This window comes from Qipengyuania sp. JB2-7, assembly GCF_055693485.1.
Genome location: NZ_CM146335.1, coordinates 1,855,868 through 1,880,025, shown reverse-complemented (window position 1 = coordinate 1,880,025; position 24,158 = coordinate 1,855,868). Strand labels below are relative to the sequence as shown.

The window sequence follows — 24,158 nt, the reverse complement described above, 5'->3', positions numbered from 1 at the left end:
AGCGACCTCTTAGGCGAACTTTAGCGTAATCCAGGTGGCGATACCGGCGGCTGTTGCCGTGGCAAAGCCGCCCCAGGCAATATCCGCAAGCGAGATATGCGTTGCCCATACTTTCATCACCGCCTGACTGGTGAGGTCGAAAGTCGCGTAACACAGTGCCCCGAGTAACGCGCCGTTGATAACGGCGGTCGCCACTTGCCCGCTTGCCAGGCCTGGCTTGATCGCAAACCACGTCATCCCGGCGAGGTAGATGAAATAGAATGCAGCGGCTGGTGCCACGCGAAACTTGTCAGCCATGATTTCGCCGATCACCGGTCGATACAGATTGGGACCGGCCCAGCGCAGCCACAGAGAATCGAGTATCCCGAATGCGACCGCTGCCGCCACGTAGGCAATAACCCACTTCATTTTTCATGCTCCCCTTTGTCTGGCTGTCTTGACCGCACGCCGCGCGACGGTCAATGCAGCAAGTCATGAGCGAGGGACAAAATGATGCCGCCGCGCCGGATATCACGGCGATGAGCTTTGAAGACGCGCTAAGAGCGCTTGAAGGTGTTGTGCGCAAGCTGGAGAGCGGAGAAGTGCCGCTTGATGATAGCATTGATTTGTATGAGCAGGGGGAAAGGCTACGCGCCCATTGCCAATCCCGGCTGGATGCTGCGCAAGCCCGGATTGAGAAGATCGTTGCGGGCGCCGATGGCAAGCCTACGGGCACCGCACCGTTCGAGACGGAAAACTGATACGTGACTGCTGAATTGGTCACTGATGGTATCCTGGCCCCTGCATTTGCGGAAATTCAGGACGACATAGACCGGGCTTTTGATGCCTTTCTTCCCGTGCCACAAGACAGTCGCAAGCAGCTGATCGAGGCAATGCGCTATGCAACCATTGGTGGGGGCAAGCGTGTGCGCCCGCTATTGGTGACGGCGGTGGCGAAACTGCACGGCGTCGACCGCTCTGCTGCGGTGAATGCAGGTTGTGCTGTGGAGGCTATCCACGCCTATTCGCTGATACATGATGACCTGCCGTGCATGGATGATGATGATCTGCGACATGGCAAACCGACCGTTCACAATGCGTTTGATGAAGCGACGGCGGTACTGGCAGGAGATTCCTTGCACGCGCTCGCATTTGATATCCTCACACGGCAAGCGACCAGCACTGATCCGTTCGTCCGGTCAGAATTGGTGGCGACATTGGCGAAGGCCAGCGGGCACGAAGGCATGGCAGCGGGGCAGGTCATGGATATGGTCGCGGATGACGAGAACTATGACCTGCATACGGTCACCCGGCTCCAGCAACTTAAAACCGGGGCGCTGCTCGCCGCGAGCGTCGAGATGGGGGCTATCCTCGGCAAGATTCCGCCAGAAGGCAGGGCGCCTTTGCGTGCCTACGCGCGAGATATAGGGCTCGCCTTTCAAATCGCTGATGACTTGCTGGACGTCGAGGGTGACGAGGAAAAGGCGGGCAAGGCATTGCGCAAAGACGAGAGGCAAGGAAAGGCCACGTTTGTCACGTTGATGGGTACGGAAAAAGCGCGCGCGCAAGCCAAAATGCTGGTTGAACAGGCCGCTGGACATCTCGCCACTTACGGCGAGGATGCACTCTTATTGACTGAATTGGCTCGATTTATCGTGGAGAGGGATAGATAATGGGCGGACAACGCATCGGGATCTACCCCGGCACATTCGATCCGATCACGCGGGGTCACGCGGACATAATCCGACGTGGATCAAAGCTGGTCGACAAGCTGATTATCGGTGTCACCACGAACCCGTCGAAGAATCCAATGTTCTCGACCGAGGAGCGGCTGGAAATGGTCAAGCGCGAGGTTGCGGGCCTTGGTCTCGACAATGTAGCGATCGTGGGATTCAACGCTTTGCTGGTCAAGTTCGCTAAAAAAGAGGGCGCAAATGTGCTGATCCGCGGACTGCGAGCCGTCGCTGATTTCGAATATGAGTATCAGATGGCTGGAATGAACCAGCAGCTTGATGACGATATCGAGACCGTGTTTCTCATGGCCGATGTATCACTGCAGCCGATCGCATCGAAGCTGGTCAAAGAAATCGCGTTGTTCGGAGGCGATATTGCGCCTTTTGTCAGCGCGTCTGTGCGCGCCGACGTCGAGAAACGCGTAACTGAGAAGGGCCGCTTGGGCGACTATTGACCGAACGGTTTCGGGGACGAAGCCTCTCCATTCATTGAAGTGACAGCCCGGCAAAGCTAAGCCGACTATTCACATATGCACTTTGCAATTCGCACGGACTAATTGATGTTGAAGACCATTTCTATTGCCTCCGCACTAACTGCTCTGGCGCTCGCGCCGGTCGCGGCCAATGCTCAGGACGCTGCTGACGCAGAGACCGCTACCGAGACGCGCGCGGTCTATACTCCGATCAGTTATGATATGCAGGAAGATCCCGAAAACATCCTGCTGCTCGATCTTTCCAATGGAGAGCGCGTTGCGATCCGCTTGATGCCGGAATGGGCGCCCAATCATGTTGAGCGGGTTAAGATGCTCACTCAGCAAGGCTTTTATGACGGGGTGATTTTTCACCGCGTGATTGACGGCTTTATGGCGCAGACTGGTGACCCGACTGGTACTGGCACGGGCGGCTCAGAACTGCCTGATCTTGAAGAAGAATTTAACCCTCAGCCACATGTGCGTGGTACAGTGTCCATGGCGCGTGCCGCAGAAGAAAACAGCGCGAATAGCCAGTTCTTTATCGTATTTTATCCTCGCTTTAGCCTCGACAAACGATACACGAATTTTGGCCGTGTGATTTCGAATATTGCCGCTGTGGATGCTGTCCAGCGCGGCGAGCCACCGGCAAATCCGACACGTGTTCTTCAGGTCTCGTTGGCGAGCCAGAACAAACCTGTTCCGGCGGCGGCACCAACATTGCAGGCCGAACCGGTGATCAGCATTGATGATCTCAATGCGCCGATTGACAGCTAGTCGGCGAGTAAGCACTCCCACTCTGTGAGGCCTTCTGTTAGGCGCGCGCGCTATGAAGGTTGATCTGTTCGATTTTGATTTGCCGCAAGAGCGGATTGCGCTGCGCCCTGTGCGTCCGCGCGATGCGGCGCGAATGTTGGTGGTGCGCGGGAACGACAGTTTTGAGGATCAGGGTGTCCGGGATTTGCCGGAGCTACTGAACCCCGGTGATGTGCTTGTTTTCAACGATACCCGCGTGATCCCCGCCCAGCTAGAGGGGCGCAGAGCAGGCGGCGAGGCCAAGGTCGGAGCGACCTTGCATAAGAGGATCGATTTGCGGCGCTGGCAGGCGTTCATTCGCAACGCCAGGCGTTTGAAACCAAACGATCAGGTCGTGTTTGGTGGTGGTGTGACTGCTATCGCCGAAAAACGTCTTGATGATGGCAGCTTTGTCCTCTTCTTCGAAGGTGATGATCCGGTTGAGTTACTGCTTGAACGGGCCGGGACAATGCCTCTTCCTCCTTACATTGCGGGTAAGCGACCCACCGACGCACAGGATCGCGAAGATTACCAAACGATGTTCGCGAAAGAGGATGGAGCGGTCGCGGCTCCGACAGCGTCGCTGCATTTCACGGACGAACTCGTTGCCGCATTGGACGCTGTGGGGATCAAACGGGAAATGCTCACGCTGCATGTCGGCGCAGGGACATTTCTGCCAGTGAAGGCGGACGACACCGATGACCATCAGATGCATTCCGAATGGGGGCGGATTGAAGGCGACGTAGCGGCTCGGCTGAACGCGGCTCGGGCAGAGGGCGGGCGGATCATTGCAGTTGGTACGACCAGCCTGCGCACACTGGAAAGCGCGGCGGACGACGATGGCATCATTCATCCCTTCGCCGCGGATACTGATATTTTCATCACGCCCGGATACCGCTTCCGCGCCGTTGACGGACTGATGACCAATTTCCACTTACCCAAATCGACGCTTTTCATGCTCGTTAGCGCCCTGATGGGGCGGGAGCGAATGCAGACTGCGTATGCGCATGCCATCGCGCAGGAATATCGGTTTTACTCCTATGGTGACTCGTCTCTGTTGTTGCCGTGAATTCGTGATGTGGCCGGAGCCACCCGTACCCTCCGCCCTTCTACCCCGAACCTACCGGGATACTATCCGGGTGGAAGGGTGGAAGGGTGGAAGGGTGGAGGGTGCGGATGGCTTGGCATTCCAAAAGAAACATCTAAACAGGTTTCATGAGCGAACCGATCTTAGAGCTGAGCGGCTTGACCAAAGTATACGCTGGGGGGCTCAAAGCGCTCGATGAGGTCGACCTTTCCATCAAACCAGGCGAGATATTCGCACTGCTTGGACCAAATGGCGCTGGCAAGACCACGTTGATCGGTGCCGTGTGCGGATTGGTCAGACCCAGCGCGGGCACCATCCGCGCATTCGGGCACGATATGGTTGGTGACTGGCGTAAGGCACGGGCGCGGATCGGGCTGGTACCGCAAGAGCTGAGCACTGACATGTTCGAGCCGGTGAAACATGCGGTCTCCTATTCGCGGGGATTGTTCGGGCTGCCGCCTGATCCGGCTCGGATCGAAGAAATCCTCAAGTCTCTCTCGCTTTGGGATAAGCGCGATAACCGCATCATGGAGCTGTCGGGTGGTATGAAGCGCCGCGTGCTCATTGCGAAGGCATTGGCGCATGAACCCGATTTGCTTTTCTTGGATGAGCCGACGGCAGGCGTCGATGTGGAACTGCGCAAGGATATGTGGCGCCTGATTGGTGAGATGCGCGAACGCGGCGTCACCATCATCCTCACAACGCATTATATCGAAGAGGCTGAGGAGATGGCCGACCGGGTGGGTGTTATCCGCCGCGGCAAAATACTGATGGTGGATGATAAGGATGCGATGATGGCGCGCCTGGGACGGACCGAGGCGCATTTCTCCCTAGCGAGCGCGCTGTCAGAACTGCCCGCAGAACTTGCACGATTCCCGGTAGAGATCGAGGATGACGGCATGGAGCTTTGCTATCGTGGCGGCGACGGATCAGGTAAAGGTAAGGCCGAAGTTGCCGAACTGACCAAGGCATTGGTCGCAGCTGGCATCGATTTTACCGGTATAGATCAGCGAGAGAGCAGCCTGGAGGATATCTTCGTTCAGCTCGTCGGTGATCAAGAGCACGGCAAGGGGGCAGACGCATGAACTGGCGTTCGACCTGGTCGATCTATACCCGCGAGTTGTGGCGTTTCCTGCGCACAGCGTTTCAGTCCGTGTTGGCACCGGTGCTTACTACCTCGCTTTATTTCATCGTGTTCGGTGCGGCGATAGGTGGGCGTATGCCCGATCTTGGCGGTGTCGACTATGCAGCCTTTATCATTCCGGGGCTCTTGATGCTCACCCTGCTGGGTGAAACGACCAGCAATTCCAGTTTTGGCATCTATATGCCGCGCTTTACCGGCACGATTTACGAGCTGCTGTCTGCGCCCATTGGCGTTGCCGAAACTCTGGTCGGTTTCGTCGGTGCCGCAGCGACGAAGAGCCTTATCCTGGCGGCAATTATCCTGCTGACCGCGCGGCTTTTCGTCGACTACACCATCGCATATCCCGTCTTGGCGGTCCTTTACATCATGCTGGTCGCGGCCAGCTTCAGCCTGTTCGGATTTATCCTCGGCGTGTGGGCCGACAGCTTTGAGAAGCTTGGCATCATACCGTTGCTGTTCCTAACTCCGCTGACGTTTCTCGGAGGTACGTTTTACTCCATCGATATGCTGCCAGAGCCATGGGACAAAATCGCACTGCTCAATCCCATAGTGTATCTGGTTAGCGGGCTGCGCTGGACATTCTATGGCAGCGCCGACGTCGACATCCGCATATCGCTGGGGCTGACGCTGGGCTTCCTCGCTGTGTGCGTGGCGATCATCGCCTACATCTTCAAGACGGGCTGGCGCCTAAGAGACTAGAACCTGGGCGAGTGAACCGCTAGGCGCACGGATCATGAGGGATCGATTTACGTTCAAGCTTGATGCTACCGATGGTGCGGCGCGCACCGGTGCGATTACGATGCTGCGCGGGACCATTCAGACACCCGCATTTATGCCAGTCGGCACTGCCGCCACAGTCAAAGCGATGAAGCCGGAAACCGTATGGGAAGCCGGCGCGGATATCATTCTGGGCAACACCTATCATCTGATGCTGCGCCCCGGGGCGGAACGGATGGCGAAGCTGGGCGGCCTGCACAATTTCATGAATTGGCAAAAGCCGATCCTGACCGATAGCGGTGGCTATCAGGTTATGAGCCTTAGTGACCTACGAAAGCTTACCGAAGAAGGCGTGGAGTTCCGTAGCCATCTGGATGGGTCGAAACACATGCTCACACCGGAACGCTCAATGGAAATTCAGCGGTTGCTGGGTTCCGATATTGTCATGGCGTTCGATGAGTGTCCTCGCGCGGATCAGGCGCGCGATGCGATCGCGGAGAGTATGGAGCTGTCCATGCGCTGGGCCAAGCGTAGCCGCGACGGATTTGATAGCGGAGAAGAGCATGCAAGCCGCGCGGCTCTGTTCGGCATCCAACAGGGCGCGCTTGATGAAGAGCTTCGCAAGATCAGCGCGGACAAGCTTATCGATATCGGATTTGATGGCTATGCCGTCGGGGGTTTAGCCGTGGGCGAGGGGCAGGAGGCGATGTTCGCCACGCTCGATTTCGCGCCCGGCCAATTGCCGCATGGCAAACCACGCTATCTGATGGGGGTTGGCAAGCCCGACGATCTCGTGGGTGCGGTCGAGCGCGGCATCGACATGTTTGATTGCGTGCTGCCCAGCCGGTCCGTACCGCAATGGTCAGGCCTTTACTTGGAATGGGCCGCTCAATCTGCGGAATGCCCGGTTCGCTGAGGATCAGGAGCCGCTTGACGCAAATTCAGACTGCGCGGCGTCGCGAGATTATTCAAAGGCGTATCTACATCACTTGGTAAAATCCGGCGAAATCTTAGGCGCAATGTTGCTGACTGAGCATAACATTTCATTTTACCAGAAGCTGATGCAGGCGATGCGAGCGGCTATTCGCAAAGGCGAGTTTGCCAAGTTCGCCAGCGATTTTCGGCACGAGTATCTGAACTGAGACGAAAAAGGGCGACCCCGACAGGCCGCCCTCTTGCTTTCAGGTAAGAACCGAAAAATTAGCGTGAATAGAATTCGACAACCAGGTTTGGTTCCATCGTAACCGGATAGGGCACTTCGTCGAGCTTAGGCACGCGGGTGAATGTCACCTTGTCATTGCCATCTGGCACAACATAGTCAGGAATTTCACGCTCTGGCAGGCTTTGCGCTTCGATGACAAGCGCCATGTCCTTGGCCTTGTTGCCCAGGCTGATCACGTCACCCACGTCGCAGCGGCGACTTGGAATGTTACACTTCACACCGTTCACATAGATGTGGCCGTGGTTCACGATTTGACGTGCGGCAAAGATCGTTGGTGCGAACTTCGCACGGTAAACGATCATGTCCAGACGGCGTTCAAGCAAGCCGATGAGGTTCTGACCGGCATCACCTTTAAGGCGTGTCGCGTCTTTGTAGGTGCTGCGGAACTGCTTCTCAGTTACGTCGCCGTAATAGCCCTTGAGCTTCTGCTTGGCGCGCAGCTGCAGACCGAAGTCGCTCATCTTGCTCTTGCGACGCTGACCATGCTGGCCAGGACCATAAGAACGCTTGTTTACCGGAGAGTTCGGGCGACCCCAGATGTTTTCGCCCATCCGACGGTCGAGTTTATACTTGGCGCTCTTGCGCTTTGACATACGTCATTCCTTCAATTTGCTGAGCTACCCGAGCGGTAGCTATCTAACCCGGCATCGCACCAACATGGCTAAACCCATATTGCGGCCACCGCTTCACCGGGATGCGGAGCCAATTCGCGAAGCGCGGCCATTAGCAGGATTGTGCACTGCGTCAAGATAGAGCTGGAGAAGGCTCGACAAACCGCATCGGAGCGGGCAGTGGCGCGGGCATGAGTGACGAATTCAAAATGCCAGACGATTGCCAAGATATGACCGAAGTGCGGGCCGGGGTGGACGCGACGGATCGCGAGCTGATGGCGTTGTTAGACCGTCGCTATGGCTATATGCGCGCGGCTGCTCGTATCAAGCAAGCACGCGACACTGTTCGGGACGAGACGCGCAAGGCGGAAGTAATTGAAAATGCTCGCGCGGACGCGGACACACGCGGCCTTCCAGCGAGCGATTTGGGGTCGATCTGGAATGACTTAGTCGAAAGCTCGATCGCCTATGAGCTAGTCGAATGGGATCGGCTGCGCGGTTAGTCGGCTTTCTTTGGGCCACGCTGCAAAGACGACAAGACACCCCGTAATGTCCGCACCTCTAAGTGGTTCCATGCAGGCTTGGTCAGCACGCCTCTGAGCGTGCGGCGCGTCGCTTCAGTGCGGTCAGCGGGGAAGAAGTAGCCGTTCGGTTCCAGCATGTTTTCAAGATGCGTGATTAGCCCGTCGAGTTCTTCCTGAGGGGCTGGGGGCAAGGTATCCTCCAGAGTCGGTTGCTCCAGAGCCTGCGTCTTCGACCATTCATAGGCGCATAGAATCACAGCCTGCGCAAGATTCAGCGAACCAAATTCGGGATTGATCGGCACCGTCAGGATTGAGCGTGCCAAGGCAACGTCTTCTGTAGCAAGTCCAGATGCTTCGCGGTCGAAAAGGATGGCGCTTTTCCCAGTACCATTGACCATCTCTTGCGCGGCCATTTCGGGTGTGACCACCGGCTTTGTCACACCGCGTTTGCGGACCGTCGTGGCGTAGATATTCGTGCAATCCGCCACCGCTTCGGCAGTGGTTTCGTACACCTGCGCCTGTTCAATCACGATATCTGCACCAGCGGCAGAGGGACCGGCATCTGGGTTTGGCCAGCCATCGCGCGGCGCGACCAGCCGCATTTCGGTAAGCCCGAAATTGAGCATCGCGCGCGCAGCTTTCCCGATATTCTCGCCCAATTGTGGACGCACCAGAACGATGATGGGTTTTTCCGCCATGGCGCTTCGTCAGCTGCCCTCTACCGCTTCCTGCACTGTGCTGGCGAATTCTTCGAAGTCTTTGGCCTCGCTAAAATCGCGATAGACGCTGGCAAAACGAATATAAGCGACGCTGTCGAGCTGGCGCAGACCGTCCATCACCATTTCGCCGATGCGGCTCGAAGGGATTTCCGCCTCGCCCGCGGTTTCGACTTGCCGCTGAATGCCGCTGACCAGTTGATCGATCTGTTCCTGGCTCACATCGCGTTTGCGACAAGCGAGCGAAACTGACTGTTCGATTTTGCCACGGTCAAAGGATTCGTGTCGGGCTTCCTGCCCATCTGCGCCCGATTTCACGACGGTGACTTCGCGCAATTGCACACGTTCAAATGTGGTAAAGCGCGCGCCGCATTGCGAGCACTGGCGGCGGCGGCGGATTGAGGTGTTGTCTTCAGTCGGGCGCGAGTCTTTGACCTGCGTGTCGTCCGAAGCGCAATAGGGGCAACGCATCAGGCCGTCTTACATTTCCGGGTAAACAGGGAAGTTAGCACACAATTCCGCGACGCGGTTTCTCACGCTTTCCTCGACTTGCGCATCACCTTCGGGACCATTCTTGGAAAGGCCATCAACAACTTCGCAGATTAGCTGGCCGATCTGACGGAACTCGGTGGGCCCAAACCCTCGGGTCGTCCCGGCGGGCGTGCCCAGTCTTATGCCGCTGGTCACAAACGGGCTACGCGTATCGTAGGGGATGCCATTTTTGTTGCAAGTGAGCCACGCGCGGTCGAGACCCGCCTCCGCCGATTTGCCTGTTACGTCTTTCGCGGTGAGATCCACCAGCATCGAGTGATTGTCTGTGCCGCCAGATACCACTCGCAACCCGTGCTCCTCCACGCTCGCCGCCAACGCGCGGGCGTTTTCGACGATCCGGTGCGCATAAGTTTTGAATTCGGGAGCAAGCGCCTCTTTGAACGCCACCGCCTTAGCCGCAACCACATGCATCAGCGGACCGCCCTGAAGCCCTGGAAAGACAGCCATATTAAGCGGCTTGGTCAGTTCCTCATCGTTCCACAGAATGATCCCCGAACGCGGGCCACGCAGCGATTTGTGCGTGGTCGATGTCACAATATCGCAATGCGGGAAGGGAGAGGGATGCGCACCACCCGCCACCAGACCAGAAATATGGCTCATATCGCAAAGCAGATAGGCGTCGACCTCATCGGCAATCGCACGGAATGCTGCGAAATCCCACGTACGAGAATAGGCAGTACCACCGCAAATGATCAGTTTTGGCTTATGCTCGCGGGCCGTAGCGGCAACCGCATCCATATCGATCAGTTCGTCTTCCTTGCGAACGCCATAACTGACCGGATTGAACCACTTGCCCGACATATTGACGGGTGAACCGTGCGTCAGATGACCGCCGGAGTTGAGGTCGAGACCCATAAATGTGTCACCTGGCTCTAGCAGAGCCAGAAAAACCGCTTGGTTCATCTGGCTGCCAGAGTTTGGTTGGACGTTGGCAAAATTGCAGCCGAACAACTGCTTGGCGCGTTCAATAGCCAGTGTTTCGACCACGTCTGCGTAATCGCAACCGCCATAGTAACGCTTGCCCGGATAACCCTCGGCGTATTTGTTGGTGAAGACACTTCCCGTTGCCTCCAACACAGCCTTCGATGCGATATTCTCGCTCGCGATCAGCTCAATCTTGTCTTGCTGACGCTTGAGTTCTTTGCCGATGGCCTCCGCAATCTCTGGGTCAGCTTGCGCAAGGCTTGCATTCCAGAAAGCGTCCATAGGCTGGCTGGCAGTATCGTTGGCTGGCTGTGCGCTCATTGGAATGTCTCAATCGTGTCAGTTGTGATGGGCGGAGTGCCGAGCTTGCCAACACGGCGTGCATGGCGGTCTCCTCCGAATTCTGTTTCAAGAAACACGCTAACGCAGGCTTTGGCCATCTCCACCCCCGTAAGGCGCGCGCCCAAGGCAATCGCGTTTGCATCGTTGTGCTCGCGAGCGAGGCTCGCTGACAAAGGTTCAGAGACCAGTGCACAACGCAAGGCAGGGTGACGGTTTACCGCAATCGATATGCCGATACCGCTCCCGCAAATAGCAATGCCACGCTCAGCCGTACCGTCGGCCACGACGCTGGCGAGCTTGTACCCGTAATCGGGATAATCAACACTGTCGGTGGTTTCGGGACCAAGGTCGGCGACTTCATGGCCTTGTTCGATAAGCCAGTCGCGCAAAGTCGCTTTAAGCTCAATGGCTGCATGGTCGGAAGCTATGGCAATACGCATGGCCAGGCACATAGTGATCATTCACGATTCGGGCGACCCCTGATGAGGCGCTTATCGCCAATTATGCATCACCTGCGTTGCGACAAAAGCAAGTGTCGGGGGTACTGGTCGTATCTGGAAACCGGCCTGCCTCTGCAAAATGCATAGATCAGATACACGAATCGCAGAGTGTGTTGGGCGCTCAAATCATTCATCACATGGTCGGACCGAGAGTGCGTGCACGACAACTGCACAGCTACTCTCATGGCCTTATCTGTGCGCCAGCATCAGGGGCAGTATAACCATAAGGGGTGAGATACGATGATTAACGCCATTGCTAACAATGCGGTCACAAGCCTCTTGTTACCACAAAACATCGCCAATGGATTACAGTTGCAACTGGCTGCCGGAGTGATGGGGCAATTCTTCAATCCGTTTAATGCAAACCGCTTCGCAGCGGCGGTAATGCCTGAGCTGATGATGCTGCGCTGCTTCACTGGCTGCCCGCCGAACTCGATTTGGGGAGGTCTGTTTGGCGGAGGCAATGGCGGCTGCTATCGGCCAGATATTGGTTTTCCGTGTCCGCCGGATATTGGTATTCCTACACCGGTTGAGCCTATTGATATATGGACCGCGAAGACGACGGGCGAAGGGCGCGCCGAAGTTGATTTGGGAGACGGTTACACTCTGAAATTCAACGAGCGATCGAGTGAGATCGAGATCTTCAATGCTAATACCGGCGAACATACCCGGATTTGGGGCGATCCCCATGTTGATGTGGACGGCAAACGGGCCTTCGATTTCTGGGGTACGACGACCTTCACCCTCGAAAACGGTACCAAAATTACGATCAACACCGAGCAGTGGAACGGAAACCCGAATGCCTATGTCGCGAGCCAAGTGGTCATTACCAAAGGTTCTAACGCCTTAGTGGTTGATGGGATCAGCCAGAATGAGCTTGGTGACCTCTCGATAGCCATGTCAAACAACGGGCATGCAGTCGACGCGGCACACCGGGATGGCTTTGTCCTCCACGAAAACGCTACGGGCGCCCGCTGGCGGTCAGAGCATACCGGCAGAGTTGCGACCCAGTGCGACCTCAATGCCACCCGCATAGGCGGAATCTATGGACCCGGAAGCGAGATGCCGTCGCTGGAGGAACTGCTACCACGATACGGCAACTTCCTGCTTTTCGGAGCTTTTATGCGGTTCGCCAGCGATCTGGGCAATGTCATAGATGATGTGACGACGGTGCCCCGGCCGAGAGTCGATCTTCAATAGAACTTTGTGCCGGCCAGACACTCGGCATGGGCATAAAGGTCAGCGATCTGAACCCGCTTCGCTGACCTTTATCGCTTCTGCAGCAAGTGCCTCTTAGCTTTCCGACGTGGTCGGTTCGCTCGCGGCCTTGTTCTGAAAGTATTCCATAAGTCGGTCGCGCAGTTCACCCTGCGCCTCCGGCAATTGGCCCATTACCTCGTCCATGTAAGCCTGATTGGCAGCGGCAAAATTCGGCTCGGCGATCAGTGCGGGCGATAGCTCAAAAAACCGCTGTCCACTTGGGGTCGAGACGAAGGCAAGGATGTCGTTCAGCTCATCCTGCGTGAAGGTGCTGGCATAAGCGCGCGCCAGTCCATCCATCAGGCGGGGAATGTGGCCACGCAGCACGGTTTTGCTGTTTGCGACGTAATCGGTGATCCATTCGTCGAGGATTGCGACCGCGCCTTCGTCATCCAGACCGCCAGCGGCCAAAGACGCGTCACGCATTTGCCCAACCATTTGATCCATAGTGCCAAAGAATGCAGTTTCGCGCGTTTCCTCTGGAAAACCCCGGTCGACGATCTGCTGCGCGATGGAAAGACGTTCTGGATCAATCGCTTCGGTCGCTTGCTTTGGTGGTGCGGCGTCTTGAGCGATCACGGGCGTGCTGAGTGTGCCCAGCGAAGCGAAAGCGGCAACCGCGATAACTTTCCGGTGAAATGTCATAGACTTACTGATCCAGGAATGAGCGCATTTTGCGAGAGCGCGATGGGTGCTTGAGCTTGCGCAGCGCCTTCGCCTCGATCTGACGAATACGTTCACGCGTTACGCTGAACTGCTGCCCGACTTCTTCAAGCGTATGGTCCGTGTTCATGCCGATGCCAAAGCGCATGCGCAGCACGCGCTCTTCGCGCGGGGTAAGCGAGGCGAGGACGCGGGTAACGGTTTCCTTGAGGTTAGCCTGAATAGCGGCATCTACCGGGATGATCGCGTTCTTATCTTCGATGAAATCACCGAGGTGCGAATCTTCCTCATCACCAATCGGCGTTTCAAGGCTGATCGGCTCCTTGGCGATTTTCATCACCTTGCGAACCTTCTCCAGCGGCATCGAGAGGCGCGCTGCCATCTCTTCCGGTGTTGGTTCGCGGCCTTCCTCGTGCAGGAATTGGCGTGACGTACGGACCAGCTTGTTGATCGTTTCGATCATGTGGACCGGAATACGAATGGTGCGGGCCTGATCCGCGATAGAACGCGTAATTGCTTGCCTGATCCACCAGGTCGCATAAGTGCTGAATTTATAACCGCGGCGATATTCAAACTTATCGACCGCCTTCATCAGGCCAATATTACCCTCTTGAATAAGATCGAGGAATTGCAGGCCGCGATTGGTGTATTTCTTGGCGATTGAGATCACCAGACGTAGGTTCGCTTCCACCATTTCCTTCTTGGCGATGCGTGCCTCGCGCTCACCCTTTTGCACCATGTTCACGATGCGGCGGAATTCGGGGAGCGACATGCCGGTTGCGCTGGCAATATCGCCGATCTCGGTACGGATACGATCAATCGCGTCAGCCTCTTTCTCAGCGAACGCGGCCCATTTCTTGTCTTTCTTGGTGCGATCGCCAAGCCATGCATCGTCAAGTTCATGACCGATATAGGCTTCAAGGAAGTCTTTGCGCTTTACCTTGTGACGCTCGGCGAGACGCAGCATCTGTCCCCCTAGAGCGGTGAGCCGACGGTTGAACGCATAAAGGTTGTCGACCAGGAATTCGATCTTGGTCGCGTGGAATTGAACGCTCTCAACCTCAGCGGTCAGCTGCTCTGAAAGGTCCTCATATTTCTTCTCTTTGGCAGCGGTAAATGCGCCACCTTGCCCCATGATTTCAACACGTTCCTGTTGAAGTTTCTCAAAGGCTTTGAAGAGTTTTGTTATCCGCTCAAAGCGTTCAAGCGCATCAGGTTTTAGCGCAGCTTCCATCTGCGCGAGGGACATGGTGTTGTCCTCTTCTTCCTCATCATCGTCGTCTTTTGATGAACCCTCTTCGCCGTCTTCGTCGCTATCCTCGTCATCATCGTCCATGTCATCGTCATCATCACGAATGGACGGGCCAGCGGTTTCCTCAGAAATCTCGCCGTCATCATCATCTTCTTCGCCTTCCGCCATTTTCTCTGGAGGAGGCTCCTTGGAAAGCATTGCATCCAAGTCGAGGATTTCGCGCAGCTGCATTTCCTCAGCATTGAGCGCTTCCGACCACTGGATTATCGCGTGGAACGTGATCGGGCTTTGGCACAACCCAATGATCATCGTGTCACGGCTCGGCCTCGATACGCTTGGCGATGGCAATCTCGCCTTCACGGCTGAGCAGCTCAACGGCACCCATTTCGCGCAAGTACATGCGAACCGGGTCGTCGGTGCGTTCGCCGGTCGCGAGCTTCTTGGTCGGGGTTGCAGCGGCTTTGCTTGCAGGTTTCTTGCCGTCCTCTCCGACGGACATTTCCTCGACTTCGGCTTCTTTTTCCGCCTCAGCCTCTGCCTCTTCGTCATTCTCGACGATCTGAACACCCATTTCGGATAGCGAGGTCTGAATGTCCTCAATCTGGTCGGGGCTCATCTGATCCGAAGGCAGTGCCTCATTAAGCTCATCATAGGTGATGTAGCCCTTGCGCTTACCCTTGGTCATCAGTTTCTTGATCGACGCTTCGTTCAGATCAATCAGTGGAGCATCTTCGTTATCAGCGGTTTTCGACTTAGTTGCCATGTAAGTGTGTCAATCCGTTTAGACTTATTAATCGGTTTGTGCGCTTTCCGTCAGCTTCTCGCTGCGGTCTTGCGGTGAATTGGTGTCATAATCCGTGATCGCCCTTCGGCGCCCGAAGCGTTTCAATCGCTCATTCAAACCCAGCAATCGCTCACGCAATCGGGCCTGTTCAGCCATCGAACCTTCCGGGTCATGCTCAAAACGCTCAGTGGCTGCCTTAATGGCAGCCTCAAGCGCTGGCCTTTCGACCAGCAACGACACGGCTTCGGCCAATTCCTCGCGCGCATCTACCGGGTCGGTGCCTTCATCAAGGAAGGTGTATCGGGATAGGTCCGGTGGGGCTGGAAGGCCTGTTGGGAGTGATATGGAGGTTTCCGCGGGCGAATCAAGCGTCTCCGCCGCCTCAATCAACGAATCAATGACACTTCCGACATTTTTGTCACGTGCCGCGAAGTCGGACAGGGCATCCTCGTGGTGCAATATCTGGTCGGGAAAGCGCGCGAGACCGGTTAAAACCGCGGCGGTCAGCGAATCTCGGGAACCGCCCGACGTGATCTGCTGGAGCTTTCGTGCCGCTTCGGGTGACAGGCGCGGGGTGGGCGCTGTAAAGCCGCCTTTTTTCCAGTTTCCGTTATTGGCATTTGATCCACCCCACTGTCGCTGAGGACGTGGCGGAAAAGCAAAGTCGGAAAACCGCTGAAGCAATTCACGCCGATAGAGAGCACGAATGTCAGGATCCTGGATTGTGTCAGTGTGCGCGATCAGCCGCGCTTTCAGACCTGCCTTGTCCTCCGGGCTGCTGAGAGGCGCCGCTTCGCTTTCGACCGTCCATAGCATGTCGAGCAGGCTCGATGGTTCATTGAGCAATGCTTCCAAGGCGTCGCGCCCGCGCTCTTTTAGCAAATCATCGGGATCCAGACCCGATGGCAGGCGGACGATACCGAGCGAATGGGCAGGGCGCAGCAGTGGTAGAGCCCGCGTGACGGCCCGCATGGCCGCTCGTTGCCCGGCATTGTCTCCATCGAAACACAGGATCGGGCGTTCAACATGGCGCCAGAGCATTTCGATTTGCTGTTCGGTTAGCGCGGTCCCTAAGGGCGCAACCGCCTCACCAATTCCGGCATTGGCGAGCGCGATTACATCCATATAGCCCTCGACCACCACCATCCGCCCCGATTGGCGTGCAGCGGGTGCTGCGCGGTGCAGATTGTAGAGCGTGCGTCCCTTGTCGAACAGCGGCGTGTCGGGGGAGTTCAGATATTTCGGCGCATTGGGGTTGGCCTCAGCATCAAGAATGCGCCCACCGAAGCCGATCACGCGGCCCCGCGCATCCTGTATCGGCAGCATCAGCCGGTCTCGGAACCGATCATACGGCTCCTTACCCTCAACCGTTATGCGCATCCCAGCCTCGATGCGCATGTCTTCATCGAAATTGGCGAGGGCGGATTTCAGCGCTTGGCGGTCTGCGGGGGCATAGCCAAAGCCGAATTCCTCAATGATCTCTCGCGAAAAGCCCCGTCTATCGAGATAGCTGCGCGCCGCGACACCTGATGACCCGCGCAGATTGTCGTAAAACCACTGCTGAGCGGCATTGGTCACATCAATCAGGCTCGCACGCTGCTCGGCCTTCTGCGCGGCGACGGGATCAGGCGCGGGTACCTCCATCCCGGCCTCGACTGCCAATTCCTTGACCGCGTCCATGAAGCCCATGCCCTGATGGTCTGTCATCCAGCGGATAGCATCGCCATGCGCGCCGCAGCCAAAGCAGTGATAGAACCCCTTGGCGTCGTTGATCGTGAAGCTGGGCGTCTTCTCATCGTGAAAGGGGCAGCACGCTTTAAACTCACGGCCCGCCTTTTGCACACGCACAGTCCGCCCGATCAATGTCGAGAGCGTTACGCGCGCCCGCAATTCATCCAGCCATTGAGGTGAGAGTGCCATACACCTTTATTGGGCGGTGATGGCGCTGGGTTCAAGCGATGTCGTCAGCCGGTTGTGGAGGGCTGTGCACAAGCATTGGGAATATCGCCGTCCGCAGCAGGATATGGTCCGGAACCGGTGGCCTCGGCATAATTTGCATCAATTGCATAGGCGGTCGCGGGGCCAGCTGGCGGGATCAGCGATTGCCAATAGAAGGTCATCGGCTCGGATTGCTCCCATTGGTCGCCGCCGTCACCGGCCTCGACGCTCCATTCGATACCATCATCAACGCAGGTGATAAAAATGTCAGCCTTCTCGCCGATTGCGGCAAGTGCCTCCAATTTTGCATAGCCGACACCGCCTGTGAAACCGTGTGCAGGCTGAGTCAGTTTGAATGCCGTTGCGCGCTCAATGTCAGACGAATCCGCTCCTTCACCTGATCCGGTGCTGGCATCATTATCCTCGCCCGGATAAACGACGTGGACATAGGTGAACACGGTGCCAACAGGCGCTTCGTACCGGAATGCAGGGGTCCATGCCAGCTGGGCAGGCGACGTAGGACCGGATATCCGCAAACGCGCCCTCGGCGTTGGTCAATCTGGACTCCACTTCTGGCCCCTGTGGTCCAACAACCTTGGCGCCCAGTTTAAGATCCATAAAATCGCCAGCCTCCAGAGCCAGCGCGACGGCGCGTTCTTCGCTGACTGTTTGCGGGTCCTCCAGATCGGTCACGGCGTCTCCGGTGCTGTCGCTGTCGGAACACGCCGCCAACGCCAATGGCATGGCAGCAAAAATAAAGGGGGTACGGATATTCATGATAGGCTCTCTTTCACCAATGCACTGGCTTTGCTCATATCCAGTACAGCGCCGTGTCGTGTCTTTAGTTCCCCCATCACACGACCCATATCCTTAATGGAATCAGCGCTTAAGGTTAATTTGACGTTCTCAATTGCCGCGCGTGTTTGCGCCTCATCCATCATCTGCGGCAGGAATTCCTCGATGACCGTCAGCTCGGCCTGTTCCTTGGCGGCCAGTTCGTCCCGGCCACCGTCAACATACATGGTTATCGATTCGCGCCGCTGCTTCGCCATTTTTTGTAAAACGCCGGTGACCATTTCGTCATCCTCGGGCTTCTTGTCCGAAGTACGCAGTTCAATATCGCGATCCTTGATCTTCGCGCCGATCAGGCGGAGCGTCGCGGTGCGCTCTTTATCGCCGCCTTTCATCGCTGCGACGGTTTCTTTCTGGACTGTTTCGCGGATCGTCATGGCGTTCTTTCGCATTAATCTGTGGAATTGTTGTCTCTCACATAGAACTGCTTGCCGGAAAGCCAAGTGTTGCGGTTGACGTACGGGCAGGCGCACCTTAGCGAACACCGCTTAGCGACATTGCTGGAAACCCCTGACTCGGAGAGCCCCAAATGGCTTCTGCTGCCTTTCGTCCTGCGCAACCTGATGGTGCGACAGGAGTCCTCGTTCTGGCCGATGGAACGGTTGTTTGGGGGCGGGGCTTTGGCGCAGAGGGTGATGCGGTGGGTGAGGTATGCTTCAACACCTCCATGACCGGGTATCAGGAAGTAATGACTGATCCGAGCTATGACAGCCAGATCGTCACTTTCACATTCCCGCATATTGGCAATGTCGGCACGAATGCAGAGGACGTGGAGAGCGCCGGACACGGCGCGGTTGGTTGCGTGGTGCGTGAGGATGTGACGCCGCAGAGCAATTTCCGCAGCGAGGCGGAATATACCGATTGGATGAAGGCGAATGGCAAGATCGGCCTTGCTGGCGTCGATACGCGGGCGTTGACGCGCCGCATCCGCCAATCTGGCGCGCCCAATGCGGTGATCGCGCATAACGCGGTCGGCAAATTCGATCTCGATGCGTTGCTGGGAAAGGCGCAAAGCTGGCCCGGGCTGGAGGGGCTTGATTTGGTTCCTGGTGTGACCCGCGAGGCTCGCGAGGATTGGGGCGGCGGCGAATGGACGCTGAGCAAGGGATATGCTCGGGCTGATTGGTCTGGAAAGCCTCACGTGGTGGCGATGGATTTTGGCGCGAAGGACAATATCTTCCGCAATCTGGTCAAGGCCGGGGCTAAGGTAACCGTGGTGCCGGGCAAAACCTCGTTGGAAGATGTGCTGGCGCTGGAGCCCGACGGAGTGTTCCTGTCAAACGGGCCGGGTGATCCCGCGGCGACGGGCGCATATGCAGTGCCGGTGATTAAGGGACTGCTGGAGCGGGATATTCCGCTGTTCGGCATATGTCTGGGGCATCAGATGCTGGCGCTCGCTGCGGGCGCAAAGACGGTAAAGATGCATCAGGGGCATCGCGGCGCAAACCACCCGGTGCAGCGTGTAGGCGGCGGCTGGGGTGATACCGAGACGCTGGTTGAGATCACCAGTATGAATCACGGCTTTGCGGTGGATGGCGACAGCCTGCCCGATGGCGTAGAGCAGACACATGTCAGCCTGTTCGATGGCAGCAATTGCGGCATCGCGATTACGGGCAAGAAAGCCTTCGGCGTGCAGTACCACCCTGAGGCATCACCCGGCCCGCAGGACAGCTTCTACCTGTTTGAGAAGTTTGTGGGGATGTTGGGGTGAGTACAAACTCGGCGAAAGACATGCCGATTGGCTTAATATACTGGAGACTTGCTGTAGATCGAGCGTTTAGATGGTTGCCTCGATCAAATGGGTGGTATCGACTTTGGTCGGCGCTCACGATCATTGCAGGCCTGTTCGGCTTGTTCGTTGCTTTCCTAAATCCTGTTACCATTTGGTCAGGGGAGACGGTACTGTGTTTTCCCGGTACAGTTTCTCAAGAACCAGCGACCATGGTGTCAGGTGGCTGGCGATTGGATGGGTATAAGACATGCGTTCCGGTATTCAACGTCATCATAGCACCCATTTTATATATGGCGCCGTTGTTCTCAATTGTTGGACTGCTAATTTTAGCGCGCTGGATTTTTGACGGCTTTAGGTCGGAGCAAAATGATGGCAGCGATTGAAATCGTGAGGCCACTCTTGCTTTTGGCAACCGTTCCGGCGTCCGCCCAATCCCCCACCGATTCCGACCCATACGCCAATTGGCCCGGTGTTGAGCTGGTCGAGGGCGTTGCGTTTCAGGGCGATGGTGGCCTTACGCTCGAAGGCTCAGAAGCCGGCATTCCCGTGGTCAAATTCTGGCGACCCGTCCTGTTCCGCGAGGATACCGACGCTCCCGTTGCGGGGCGCATGGACTGCTCGGTCGCAGCGGACGCAACCGAATTCACTGAGGAAGCCTTTGACCTCGATGCGCGCCACAAATCAGTCGAGAAACAACGCAAGCGCGATGGCCTGCGCGAGCAAGACCGCCAGCGCGACTATTCCGATGCCAAGCGCGAACTGCATATCATCGGCCGCCGCAAGGGCGAGCGCGAGAATTTCGTCCTCACCTTCATCGCCGTGCGCGATGGTGATCGCCTGATCGATATCCGTCGCAACTGCACATTCATCTATCGCGACAAACCCGGCAAGCCCGACTGGCTCGCATACGTAAACCGCCACACCGTCATCCGCTTCGCTTTCGAACCCAATGAGGGGCCATCCGCCTGATGCCTAAACGTACAGACATTTCCTCCATCCTCGTCATTGGCGCTGGCCCGATCATTATCGGTCAGGCGTGCGAGTTCGATTATTCGGGCACTCAGGCTATTAAGGCTCTGAAAGAGGAGGGGTATCGGGTCATCCTCGTGAACTCCAACCCGGCCACGATCATGACCGATCCGGAGACGGCGGACGCTACCTATGTCGAGCCGATCACGCCGGAAATCGTCGCAAAGGTTATCGAGAAAGAGCGGCCCGATGCGTTGCTGCCGACGATGGGCGGGCAGACTGCTCTAAATTGCGCGCTGAGCCTTGAGAAAATGGGCGTGCTTGAACAGTACGGCGTCCAGATGATTGGCGCCGATGCCAAGGCGATCGATAAGGCAGAGGATCGCCAGCTGTTCCGCAATGCGATGGACAAGATTGGGCTGGAAAGCGCCCGTAGCGGCATTGCGCATAGCGTTGATGAGGCAGTGGCCGTGCTGGAGCGCACCGGCTTGCCCGCCATCATCCGTCCCAGCTTTACGCTTGGGGGCACAGGCGGCGGCATCGCCTATAACAAGGCGGAATTTGAGCGGATTGTGCGTGAGGGTTTGGATGCGAGCCCAACCACCGAAGTGCTGATCGAGGAATCCCTGCTCGGCTGGAAAGAGTATGAGATGGAGGTTGTCCGCGACAAAAAGGACAATTGCATCATCATCTGCTCGATTGAGAATGTCGACCCGATGGGCGTGCATACGGGCGACAGCATCACGGTCGCGCCTGCGCTGACCCTGACGGACAAAGAATATCAGATCATGCGTACGGCATCGCTGAATGTGCTGCGCGAAATCGGCGTCGAAACAGGCGGTTCGAATGTGCAATTCGCGGTCAATCCCAAGGATGGCCGCCTGATCGTGATCGAGATGAACCCGCGCGTGTCGCGCTCCTCGGCGCTGGCATCCAAGGCAACCGGATTCCCGATCGCGCGGGTCGCGGCAAAACTGGCGGTTGGCTTTACGCTCGACGAGATTCAGAACGAAATCACGGGCGCGACCCCGGCCAGCTTTGAACCGACAATCGATTATGTTGTGACCAAAATCCCGCGCTTTGCCTTTGAGAAGTTCAAGGGTGCAGAGGCGCAGCTATCGACCGCTATGAAGTCTGTCGGCGAGGTGATGGCGATCGGCAGGTGCTTTGCGGAATCGATGCAAAAGGCGCTGCGCGGGTTGGAAACGGGGCTGGACGGGTTCAACCGCGTGGTCTCGCTCGAAGGTGTCAGTCGCGATAAGCTAACAGCGGAACTTTCGCAGCGGACGCCGGACCGTATCCTCAAGATCGCCCAGGCCTTCCGCGAGGGGATGAGCGTCGAAGAATTGCAACCGATCACAGGTTTCGACCCATGGTTCCTGCGCCAGATCGAGGCGATTATTGCGGCTGAAACGCAGGTCAGTGCGGACGGGCTGCCCAACAACGCGGCCGATTTGCGCAAGCTCAAGGCCATGGGCTTTTCCGACAAGCGTCTGGCCACGCTTGCGGTCCGTTCAGTCGGCGTCGCGGGCGGTATGGGCGAGACTCAGGCACGGCGCTCTGGCCTGCTCCACGATGCGCTGCAGGCAATGGCGGGCGCCACCAGCGAAGAGGAAGTGCGCGAATTGCGCGCAAAGCTGGGTGTGCAACCGGTGTTCAAGCGTATTGATAGCTGCGCGGCTAGAGTTTGAGGCGATCACGCCGTATATGTACTCGACCTATGAGGCCCCTAGCTTTGGTGAGCCGGAGGATGAGGCTGGCCCGTCAGATGCCAGAAAGATCGTTATTCTGGGTGGTGGCCCGAACCGCATTGGGCAGGGGATCGAGTTTGACTATTGCTGCGTCCACGCCTGCTATGCGCTGCGCGAAGCCGGATTTGAGACCATCATGGTCAACTGCAACCCTGAAACAGTTTCGACCGATTATGACACGTCAGACCGGCTCTATTTCGAGCCGCTGACGGAAGAAGATGTTCTCGAGATCTTGCGGGTAGAGCAATCAGGCGGCGAGTTGGTCGGTGTAATTGTGCAGTTCGGCGGACAGACTCCGCTTAAGCTGGCCGCTGCGCTGGAGCGCGAGGGGATTCCGATCCTGGGTACATCCCCTGACGCGATTGACCTTGCTGAAGACCGCGAGCGTTTTGCCAAGCTGGTCAACGAACTCAAACTCAAACAGCCAGACAATGGCATCGCGAAAAGCCGCGATGAAGCCGCTGCGGTCGCTGCACATATTGGCTATCCGGTGCTGTTGCGGCCATCTTATGTGCTGGGCGGACGGGCGATGGAGATTGTGGATAGCGAGGCGCAGCTCGATGACTACATTAACACCGCTGTGAACGTCTCCGGCGACAGCCCAGTTTTGGTCGATCAATATCTGCGCGATGCAATCGAATGCGACGTTGATGTCGTCAGCGATGGCACGGAGGTCCGCATTGCTGGTGTGATGCAGCATATTGAAGAGGCCGGCGTGCATTCAGGCGACAGCGCCTGCACAATACCGCCTTACAGCCTGCCTGACGAGATTGTTGCTGAGATGGAACGGCAGGCGCGAGAGCTTGCACTCGCTCTCGACGTGCGCGGGCTGATGAATGTGCAATTCGCCGTAAAAGACGGTGAGGTGTATCTGATCGAGGTCAATCCTCGCGCGAGTCGGACAGTGCCATTTGTCGCCAAGGCGATCGGTCGCCCAATTGCTAAGATCGCTAGCCGTGTGATGGCTGGCGAGAGCCTCACTACGTTTGAGCCATTTGATATCCGTCCCGACCATATGGCTGTGAAAGAGGCGGTTTTCCCGTTTGCGCGCTTCCCTGGCTCAGACCCTGTACTGACACCTGAGATGAAAAGTACCGGGGAAGTCATGGGTATCGATGATGATTTTCCTGCCGCGTTCCTAAAGTCGCAAATGGGGGCGGGCATGCAGTTGCCGCGTGAAGGAACGGTGTTTGTCTCAGTTAAAAATAGCGATAAGCCAGTGATCGTTCCCGCCGTAAAAACACTGCTGGATCAGGGTTTTACGATCATCGCAACCGGCGGAACGCAAAGTTATCTGAGCGAGCAGGGGCTGAACGTCGAACGAGTTAACAAAGTGGCCGAGGGGCGTCCGCACGTCGTAGATGCTATCATTGATGGCGAGGTGGATCTGGTGTTCAACACCACCGAAGGTTGGCAGTCGCTCATCGACTCAAAATCGATCCGTGCGACGGCGCTGGAAAAGAAGGTTCCCTACTATACGACGGCCGCCGCTTCGCTGGCGTCTTCCCGTGCAATTGCGGAAGTTTCGCCGAACGAACTTGAAGTACGGTCATTGCAGGACTATTATAGCGCAAGAATTAATTAGATTTCCCTCCCGGACAAATTGTTCAGACGGTGCGGCGGTCAACGCGGCAGGCTCTA

22 protein-coding genes and 3 pseudogenes are annotated in these 24,158 nt (G+C 57.0%); 13 read left to right on the top strand and 12 right to left on the bottom strand.

Features of this window, described 5'->3' with window-relative positions:
• Nucleotides 1-9: 9 nt before the first annotated feature.
• Nucleotides 10-408, bottom strand: a complete 399-nt coding sequence (locus tag ACZ1GM_RS09415) for a DUF2177 family protein (RefSeq protein ID WP_472676234.1) — start codon at nt 406-408, stop codon at nt 10-12.
• A gap of 65 nt (nt 409-473) precedes the next feature.
• Between ACZ1GM_RS09415 and ACZ1GM_RS09410 the strand changes: the two genes are divergently transcribed.
• From ACZ1GM_RS09410 to tgt, 8 genes and pseudogenes are all read left to right on the top strand, one after another.
• A complete protein-coding gene (locus tag ACZ1GM_RS09410; RefSeq protein ID WP_472676233.1) occupies nt 474-740 on the top strand; it encodes an exodeoxyribonuclease VII small subunit in 267 nt (88 codons plus the stop codon).
• A 3-nt stretch (nt 741-743) separates the two neighbouring features.
• On the top strand, nt 744-1,652 hold the full coding sequence (locus ACZ1GM_RS09405; protein WP_472676232.1) for a polyprenyl synthetase family protein: 909 nt from the start codon (nt 744-746) through the stop codon (nt 1,650-1,652).
• Nucleotides 1,652-2,167, top strand: coding sequence for a pantetheine-phosphate adenylyltransferase (gene coaD, locus ACZ1GM_RS09400; protein WP_472676231.1), 516 nt, complete (start codon nt 1,652-1,654; stop codon nt 2,165-2,167). Before ACZ1GM_RS09405 ends, coaD begins: the two co-directional genes overlap by 1 nt.
• A gap of 105 nt (nt 2,168-2,272) precedes the next feature.
• Nucleotides 2,273-2,959 (top strand): peptidylprolyl isomerase, encoded by a 687-nt coding sequence (locus ACZ1GM_RS09395; RefSeq protein WP_472676230.1) that lies wholly within the window; start codon nt 2,273-2,275, stop codon nt 2,957-2,959.
• Nucleotides 2,960-3,011: 52 nt separating this feature from the next.
• The gene (queA, locus tag ACZ1GM_RS09390) at nt 3,012-4,046 is read left to right on the top strand and encodes a tRNA preQ1(34) S-adenosylmethionine ribosyltransferase-isomerase QueA (protein ID WP_472676229.1); all 1,035 of its coding nucleotides are present in this window, start codon (nt 3,012-3,014) and stop codon (nt 4,044-4,046) included.
• Between the two features lie 146 nt (nt 4,047-4,192).
• Nucleotides 4,193-5,149 carry an ABC transporter ATP-binding protein gene (locus ACZ1GM_RS09385; protein WP_472676228.1) on the top strand — a complete coding sequence of 319 codons (957 nt, stop codon included), beginning with the start codon at nt 4,193-4,195 and terminating at the stop codon, nt 5,147-5,149.
• The gene (locus ACZ1GM_RS09380; RefSeq protein ID WP_472676227.1) at nt 5,146-5,907 is read left to right on the top strand and encodes an ABC transporter permease; all 762 of its coding nucleotides are present in this window, start codon (nt 5,146-5,148) and stop codon (nt 5,905-5,907) included. Before ACZ1GM_RS09385 ends, ACZ1GM_RS09380 begins: the two co-directional genes overlap by 4 nt.
• A gap of 34 nt (nt 5,908-5,941) precedes the next feature.
• Nucleotides 5,942-7,067 (top strand): annotated as a pseudogene (tgt, locus tag ACZ1GM_RS09375) (tRNA guanosine(34) transglycosylase Tgt).
• 58 nt (nt 7,068-7,125) lie between these two features.
• On the opposite strand, the gene rpsD reads toward tgt, so the two are convergent.
• Complete coding sequence (rpsD, locus tag ACZ1GM_RS09370) at nt 7,126-7,740, bottom strand: 30S ribosomal protein S4 (RefSeq protein WP_472676226.1); 615 nt, start codon at nt 7,738-7,740, stop codon at nt 7,126-7,128.
• A 209-nt stretch (nt 7,741-7,949) separates the two neighbouring features.
• Between rpsD and ACZ1GM_RS09365 the strand changes: the two genes are divergently transcribed.
• Nucleotides 7,950-8,261 carry a chorismate mutase gene (locus ACZ1GM_RS09365; RefSeq protein WP_472676225.1) on the top strand — a complete coding sequence of 104 codons (312 nt, stop codon included), beginning with the start codon at nt 7,950-7,952 and terminating at the stop codon, nt 8,259-8,261.
• Here the strand turns inward: ACZ1GM_RS09365 and ACZ1GM_RS09360 are convergent.
• The 4 genes from ACZ1GM_RS09360 to rpiB are packed head-to-tail and all read right to left on the bottom strand — an operon-like array spanning nt 8,258 to nt 11,256.
• Nucleotides 8,258-8,980 (bottom strand): RNA methyltransferase, encoded by a 723-nt coding sequence (locus ACZ1GM_RS09360; protein ID WP_472676224.1) that lies wholly within the window; start codon nt 8,978-8,980, stop codon nt 8,258-8,260. The two genes, ACZ1GM_RS09365 and ACZ1GM_RS09360, sit on opposite strands and share 4 nt — an antisense overlap.
• Nucleotides 8,981-8,989: 9 nt before the next feature.
• Nucleotides 8,990-9,469: a transcriptional regulator NrdR gene (gene nrdR, locus ACZ1GM_RS09355; protein ID WP_472676223.1), complete on the bottom strand. Its 480-nt coding sequence runs from the start codon at nt 9,467-9,469 to the stop codon at nt 8,990-8,992.
• A 9-nt stretch (nt 9,470-9,478) separates the two neighbouring features.
• On the bottom strand, nt 9,479-10,795 hold the full coding sequence (gene glyA, locus ACZ1GM_RS09350) for a serine hydroxymethyltransferase (protein WP_472676222.1): 1,317 nt from the start codon (nt 10,793-10,795) through the stop codon (nt 9,479-9,481).
• On the bottom strand, nt 10,792-11,256 hold the full coding sequence (rpiB, locus tag ACZ1GM_RS09345) for a ribose 5-phosphate isomerase B (protein ID WP_472676221.1): 465 nt from the start codon (nt 11,254-11,256) through the stop codon (nt 10,792-10,794). The genes glyA and rpiB overlap by 4 nt, the downstream gene beginning before the upstream one ends.
• Nucleotides 11,257-11,556: 300 nt before the next feature.
• Between rpiB and ACZ1GM_RS09340 the strand changes: the two genes are divergently transcribed.
• Complete coding sequence (locus ACZ1GM_RS09340) at nt 11,557-12,516, top strand: DUF1521 domain-containing protein (RefSeq protein ID WP_472676220.1); 960 nt, start codon at nt 11,557-11,559, stop codon at nt 12,514-12,516.
• A gap of 93 nt (nt 12,517-12,609) precedes the next feature.
• Here ACZ1GM_RS09340 and ACZ1GM_RS09335 read toward each other — a convergent pair whose 3' ends face one another.
• The 6 genes and pseudogenes from ACZ1GM_RS09335 to ACZ1GM_RS09310 all read right to left on the bottom strand — a co-directional run bounded on the left by ACZ1GM_RS09335 (nt 12,610) and on the right by ACZ1GM_RS09310 (nt 18,442).
• Nucleotides 12,610-13,221 (bottom strand): DUF2059 domain-containing protein, encoded by a 612-nt coding sequence (locus ACZ1GM_RS09335; RefSeq protein WP_472676219.1) that lies wholly within the window; start codon nt 13,219-13,221, stop codon nt 12,610-12,612.
• A gap of 4 nt (nt 13,222-13,225) precedes the next feature.
• Nucleotides 13,226-15,254: pseudogene (rpoD, locus tag ACZ1GM_RS09330) on the bottom strand (RNA polymerase sigma factor RpoD).
• Between the two features lie 27 nt (nt 15,255-15,281).
• The gene (gene dnaG / locus ACZ1GM_RS09325; protein WP_472676218.1) at nt 15,282-17,195 is read right to left on the bottom strand and encodes a DNA primase; all 1,914 of its coding nucleotides are present in this window, start codon (nt 17,193-17,195) and stop codon (nt 15,282-15,284) included.
• A gap of 44 nt (nt 17,196-17,239) precedes the next feature.
• Entirely contained in the window at nt 17,240-17,671 is a 432-nt protein-coding gene (locus ACZ1GM_RS09320) for a hypothetical protein (protein WP_472676217.1), read from the bottom strand.
• The gene (locus tag ACZ1GM_RS09315) at nt 17,631-17,990 is read right to left on the bottom strand and encodes a hypothetical protein (RefSeq protein WP_472676216.1); all 360 of its coding nucleotides are present in this window, start codon (nt 17,988-17,990) and stop codon (nt 17,631-17,633) included. Before ACZ1GM_RS09315 ends, ACZ1GM_RS09320 begins: the two co-directional genes overlap by 41 nt.
• Nucleotides 17,987-18,442 (bottom strand): GatB/YqeY domain-containing protein, encoded by a 456-nt coding sequence (locus ACZ1GM_RS09310; protein ID WP_472676215.1) that lies wholly within the window; start codon nt 18,440-18,442, stop codon nt 17,987-17,989. The genes ACZ1GM_RS09315 and ACZ1GM_RS09310 overlap by 4 nt, the downstream gene beginning before the upstream one ends.
• Before the next feature lie 152 nt (nt 18,443-18,594).
• On the opposite strand from ACZ1GM_RS09310, the gene carA reads away from it, so the two are divergent.
• From carA to carB, 3 genes and pseudogenes are all read left to right on the top strand, one after another.
• Complete coding sequence (gene carA / locus ACZ1GM_RS09305; RefSeq protein ID WP_472676214.1) at nt 18,595-19,776, top strand: glutamine-hydrolyzing carbamoyl-phosphate synthase small subunit; 1,182 nt, start codon at nt 18,595-18,597, stop codon at nt 19,774-19,776.
• Between the two features lie 387 nt (nt 19,777-20,163).
• On the top strand, nt 20,164-20,766 hold the full coding sequence (locus ACZ1GM_RS09300) for a carbamoyl-phosphate synthase large subunit (protein ID WP_472676213.1): 603 nt from the start codon (nt 20,164-20,166) through the stop codon (nt 20,764-20,766).
• A pseudogene (gene carB / locus ACZ1GM_RS09295) lies at nt 20,766-24,102 on the top strand (carbamoyl-phosphate synthase large subunit). Before ACZ1GM_RS09300 ends, carB begins: the two are co-directional and overlap by 1 nt.
• Nucleotides 24,103-24,158 lie beyond the last annotated feature (56 nt).

Coding starts and splice junctions, on each gene's coding strand:
- glyA (WP_472676222.1), bottom strand. CDS start 10,795: ATGAGCGCACAGCCAGCCAACGATACTGCCAGCCAGCCTATGGACGCT.
- dnaG (WP_472676218.1), bottom strand. CDS start 17,195: ATGGCACTCTCACCTCAATGGCTGGATGAATTGCGGGCGCGCGTAACG.
- coaD (WP_472676231.1), top strand. CDS start 1,652: ATGGGCGGACAACGCATCGGGATCTACCCCGGCACATTCGATCCGATC.
- ACZ1GM_RS09415 (WP_472676234.1), bottom strand. CDS start 408: ATGAAGTGGGTTATTGCCTACGTGGCGGCAGCGGTCGCATTCGGGATA.
- ACZ1GM_RS09410 (WP_472676233.1), top strand. CDS start 474: ATGAGCGAGGGACAAAATGATGCCGCCGCGCCGGATATCACGGCGATG.
- ACZ1GM_RS09340 (WP_472676220.1), top strand. CDS start 11,557: ATGATTAACGCCATTGCTAACAATGCGGTCACAAGCCTCTTGTTACCA.
- ACZ1GM_RS09365 (WP_472676225.1), top strand. CDS start 7,950: ATGAGTGACGAATTCAAAATGCCAGACGATTGCCAAGATATGACCGAA.
- ACZ1GM_RS09315 (WP_472676216.1), bottom strand. CDS start 17,990: ATGAATATCCGTACCCCCTTTATTTTTGCTGCCATGCCATTGGCGTTG.
- carA (WP_472676214.1), top strand. CDS start 18,595: ATGGCTTCTGCTGCCTTTCGTCCTGCGCAACCTGATGGTGCGACAGGA.
- ACZ1GM_RS09310 (WP_472676215.1), bottom strand. CDS start 18,442: ATGACGATCCGCGAAACAGTCCAGAAAGAAACCGTCGCAGCGATGAAA.
- ACZ1GM_RS09360 (WP_472676224.1), bottom strand. CDS start 8,980: ATGGCGGAAAAACCCATCATCGTTCTGGTGCGTCCACAATTGGGCGAG.
- ACZ1GM_RS09300 (WP_472676213.1), top strand. CDS start 20,164: ATGATGGCAGCGATTGAAATCGTGAGGCCACTCTTGCTTTTGGCAACC.
- ACZ1GM_RS09335 (WP_472676219.1), bottom strand. CDS start 13,221: ATGACATTTCACCGGAAAGTTATCGCGGTTGCCGCTTTCGCTTCGCTG.
- ACZ1GM_RS09395 (WP_472676230.1), top strand. CDS start 2,273: ATGTTGAAGACCATTTCTATTGCCTCCGCACTAACTGCTCTGGCGCTC.
- ACZ1GM_RS09385 (WP_472676228.1), top strand. CDS start 4,193: ATGAGCGAACCGATCTTAGAGCTGAGCGGCTTGACCAAAGTATACGCT.
- ACZ1GM_RS09380 (WP_472676227.1), top strand. CDS start 5,146: ATGAACTGGCGTTCGACCTGGTCGATCTATACCCGCGAGTTGTGGCGT.
- nrdR (WP_472676223.1), bottom strand. CDS start 9,469: ATGCGTTGCCCCTATTGCGCTTCGGACGACACGCAGGTCAAAGACTCG.
- rpiB (WP_472676221.1), bottom strand. CDS start 11,256: ATGCGTATTGCCATAGCTTCCGACCATGCAGCCATTGAGCTTAAAGCG.
- queA (WP_472676229.1), top strand. CDS start 3,012: ATGAAGGTTGATCTGTTCGATTTTGATTTGCCGCAAGAGCGGATTGCG.
- rpsD (WP_472676226.1), bottom strand. CDS start 7,740: ATGTCAAAGCGCAAGAGCGCCAAGTATAAACTCGACCGTCGGATGGGC.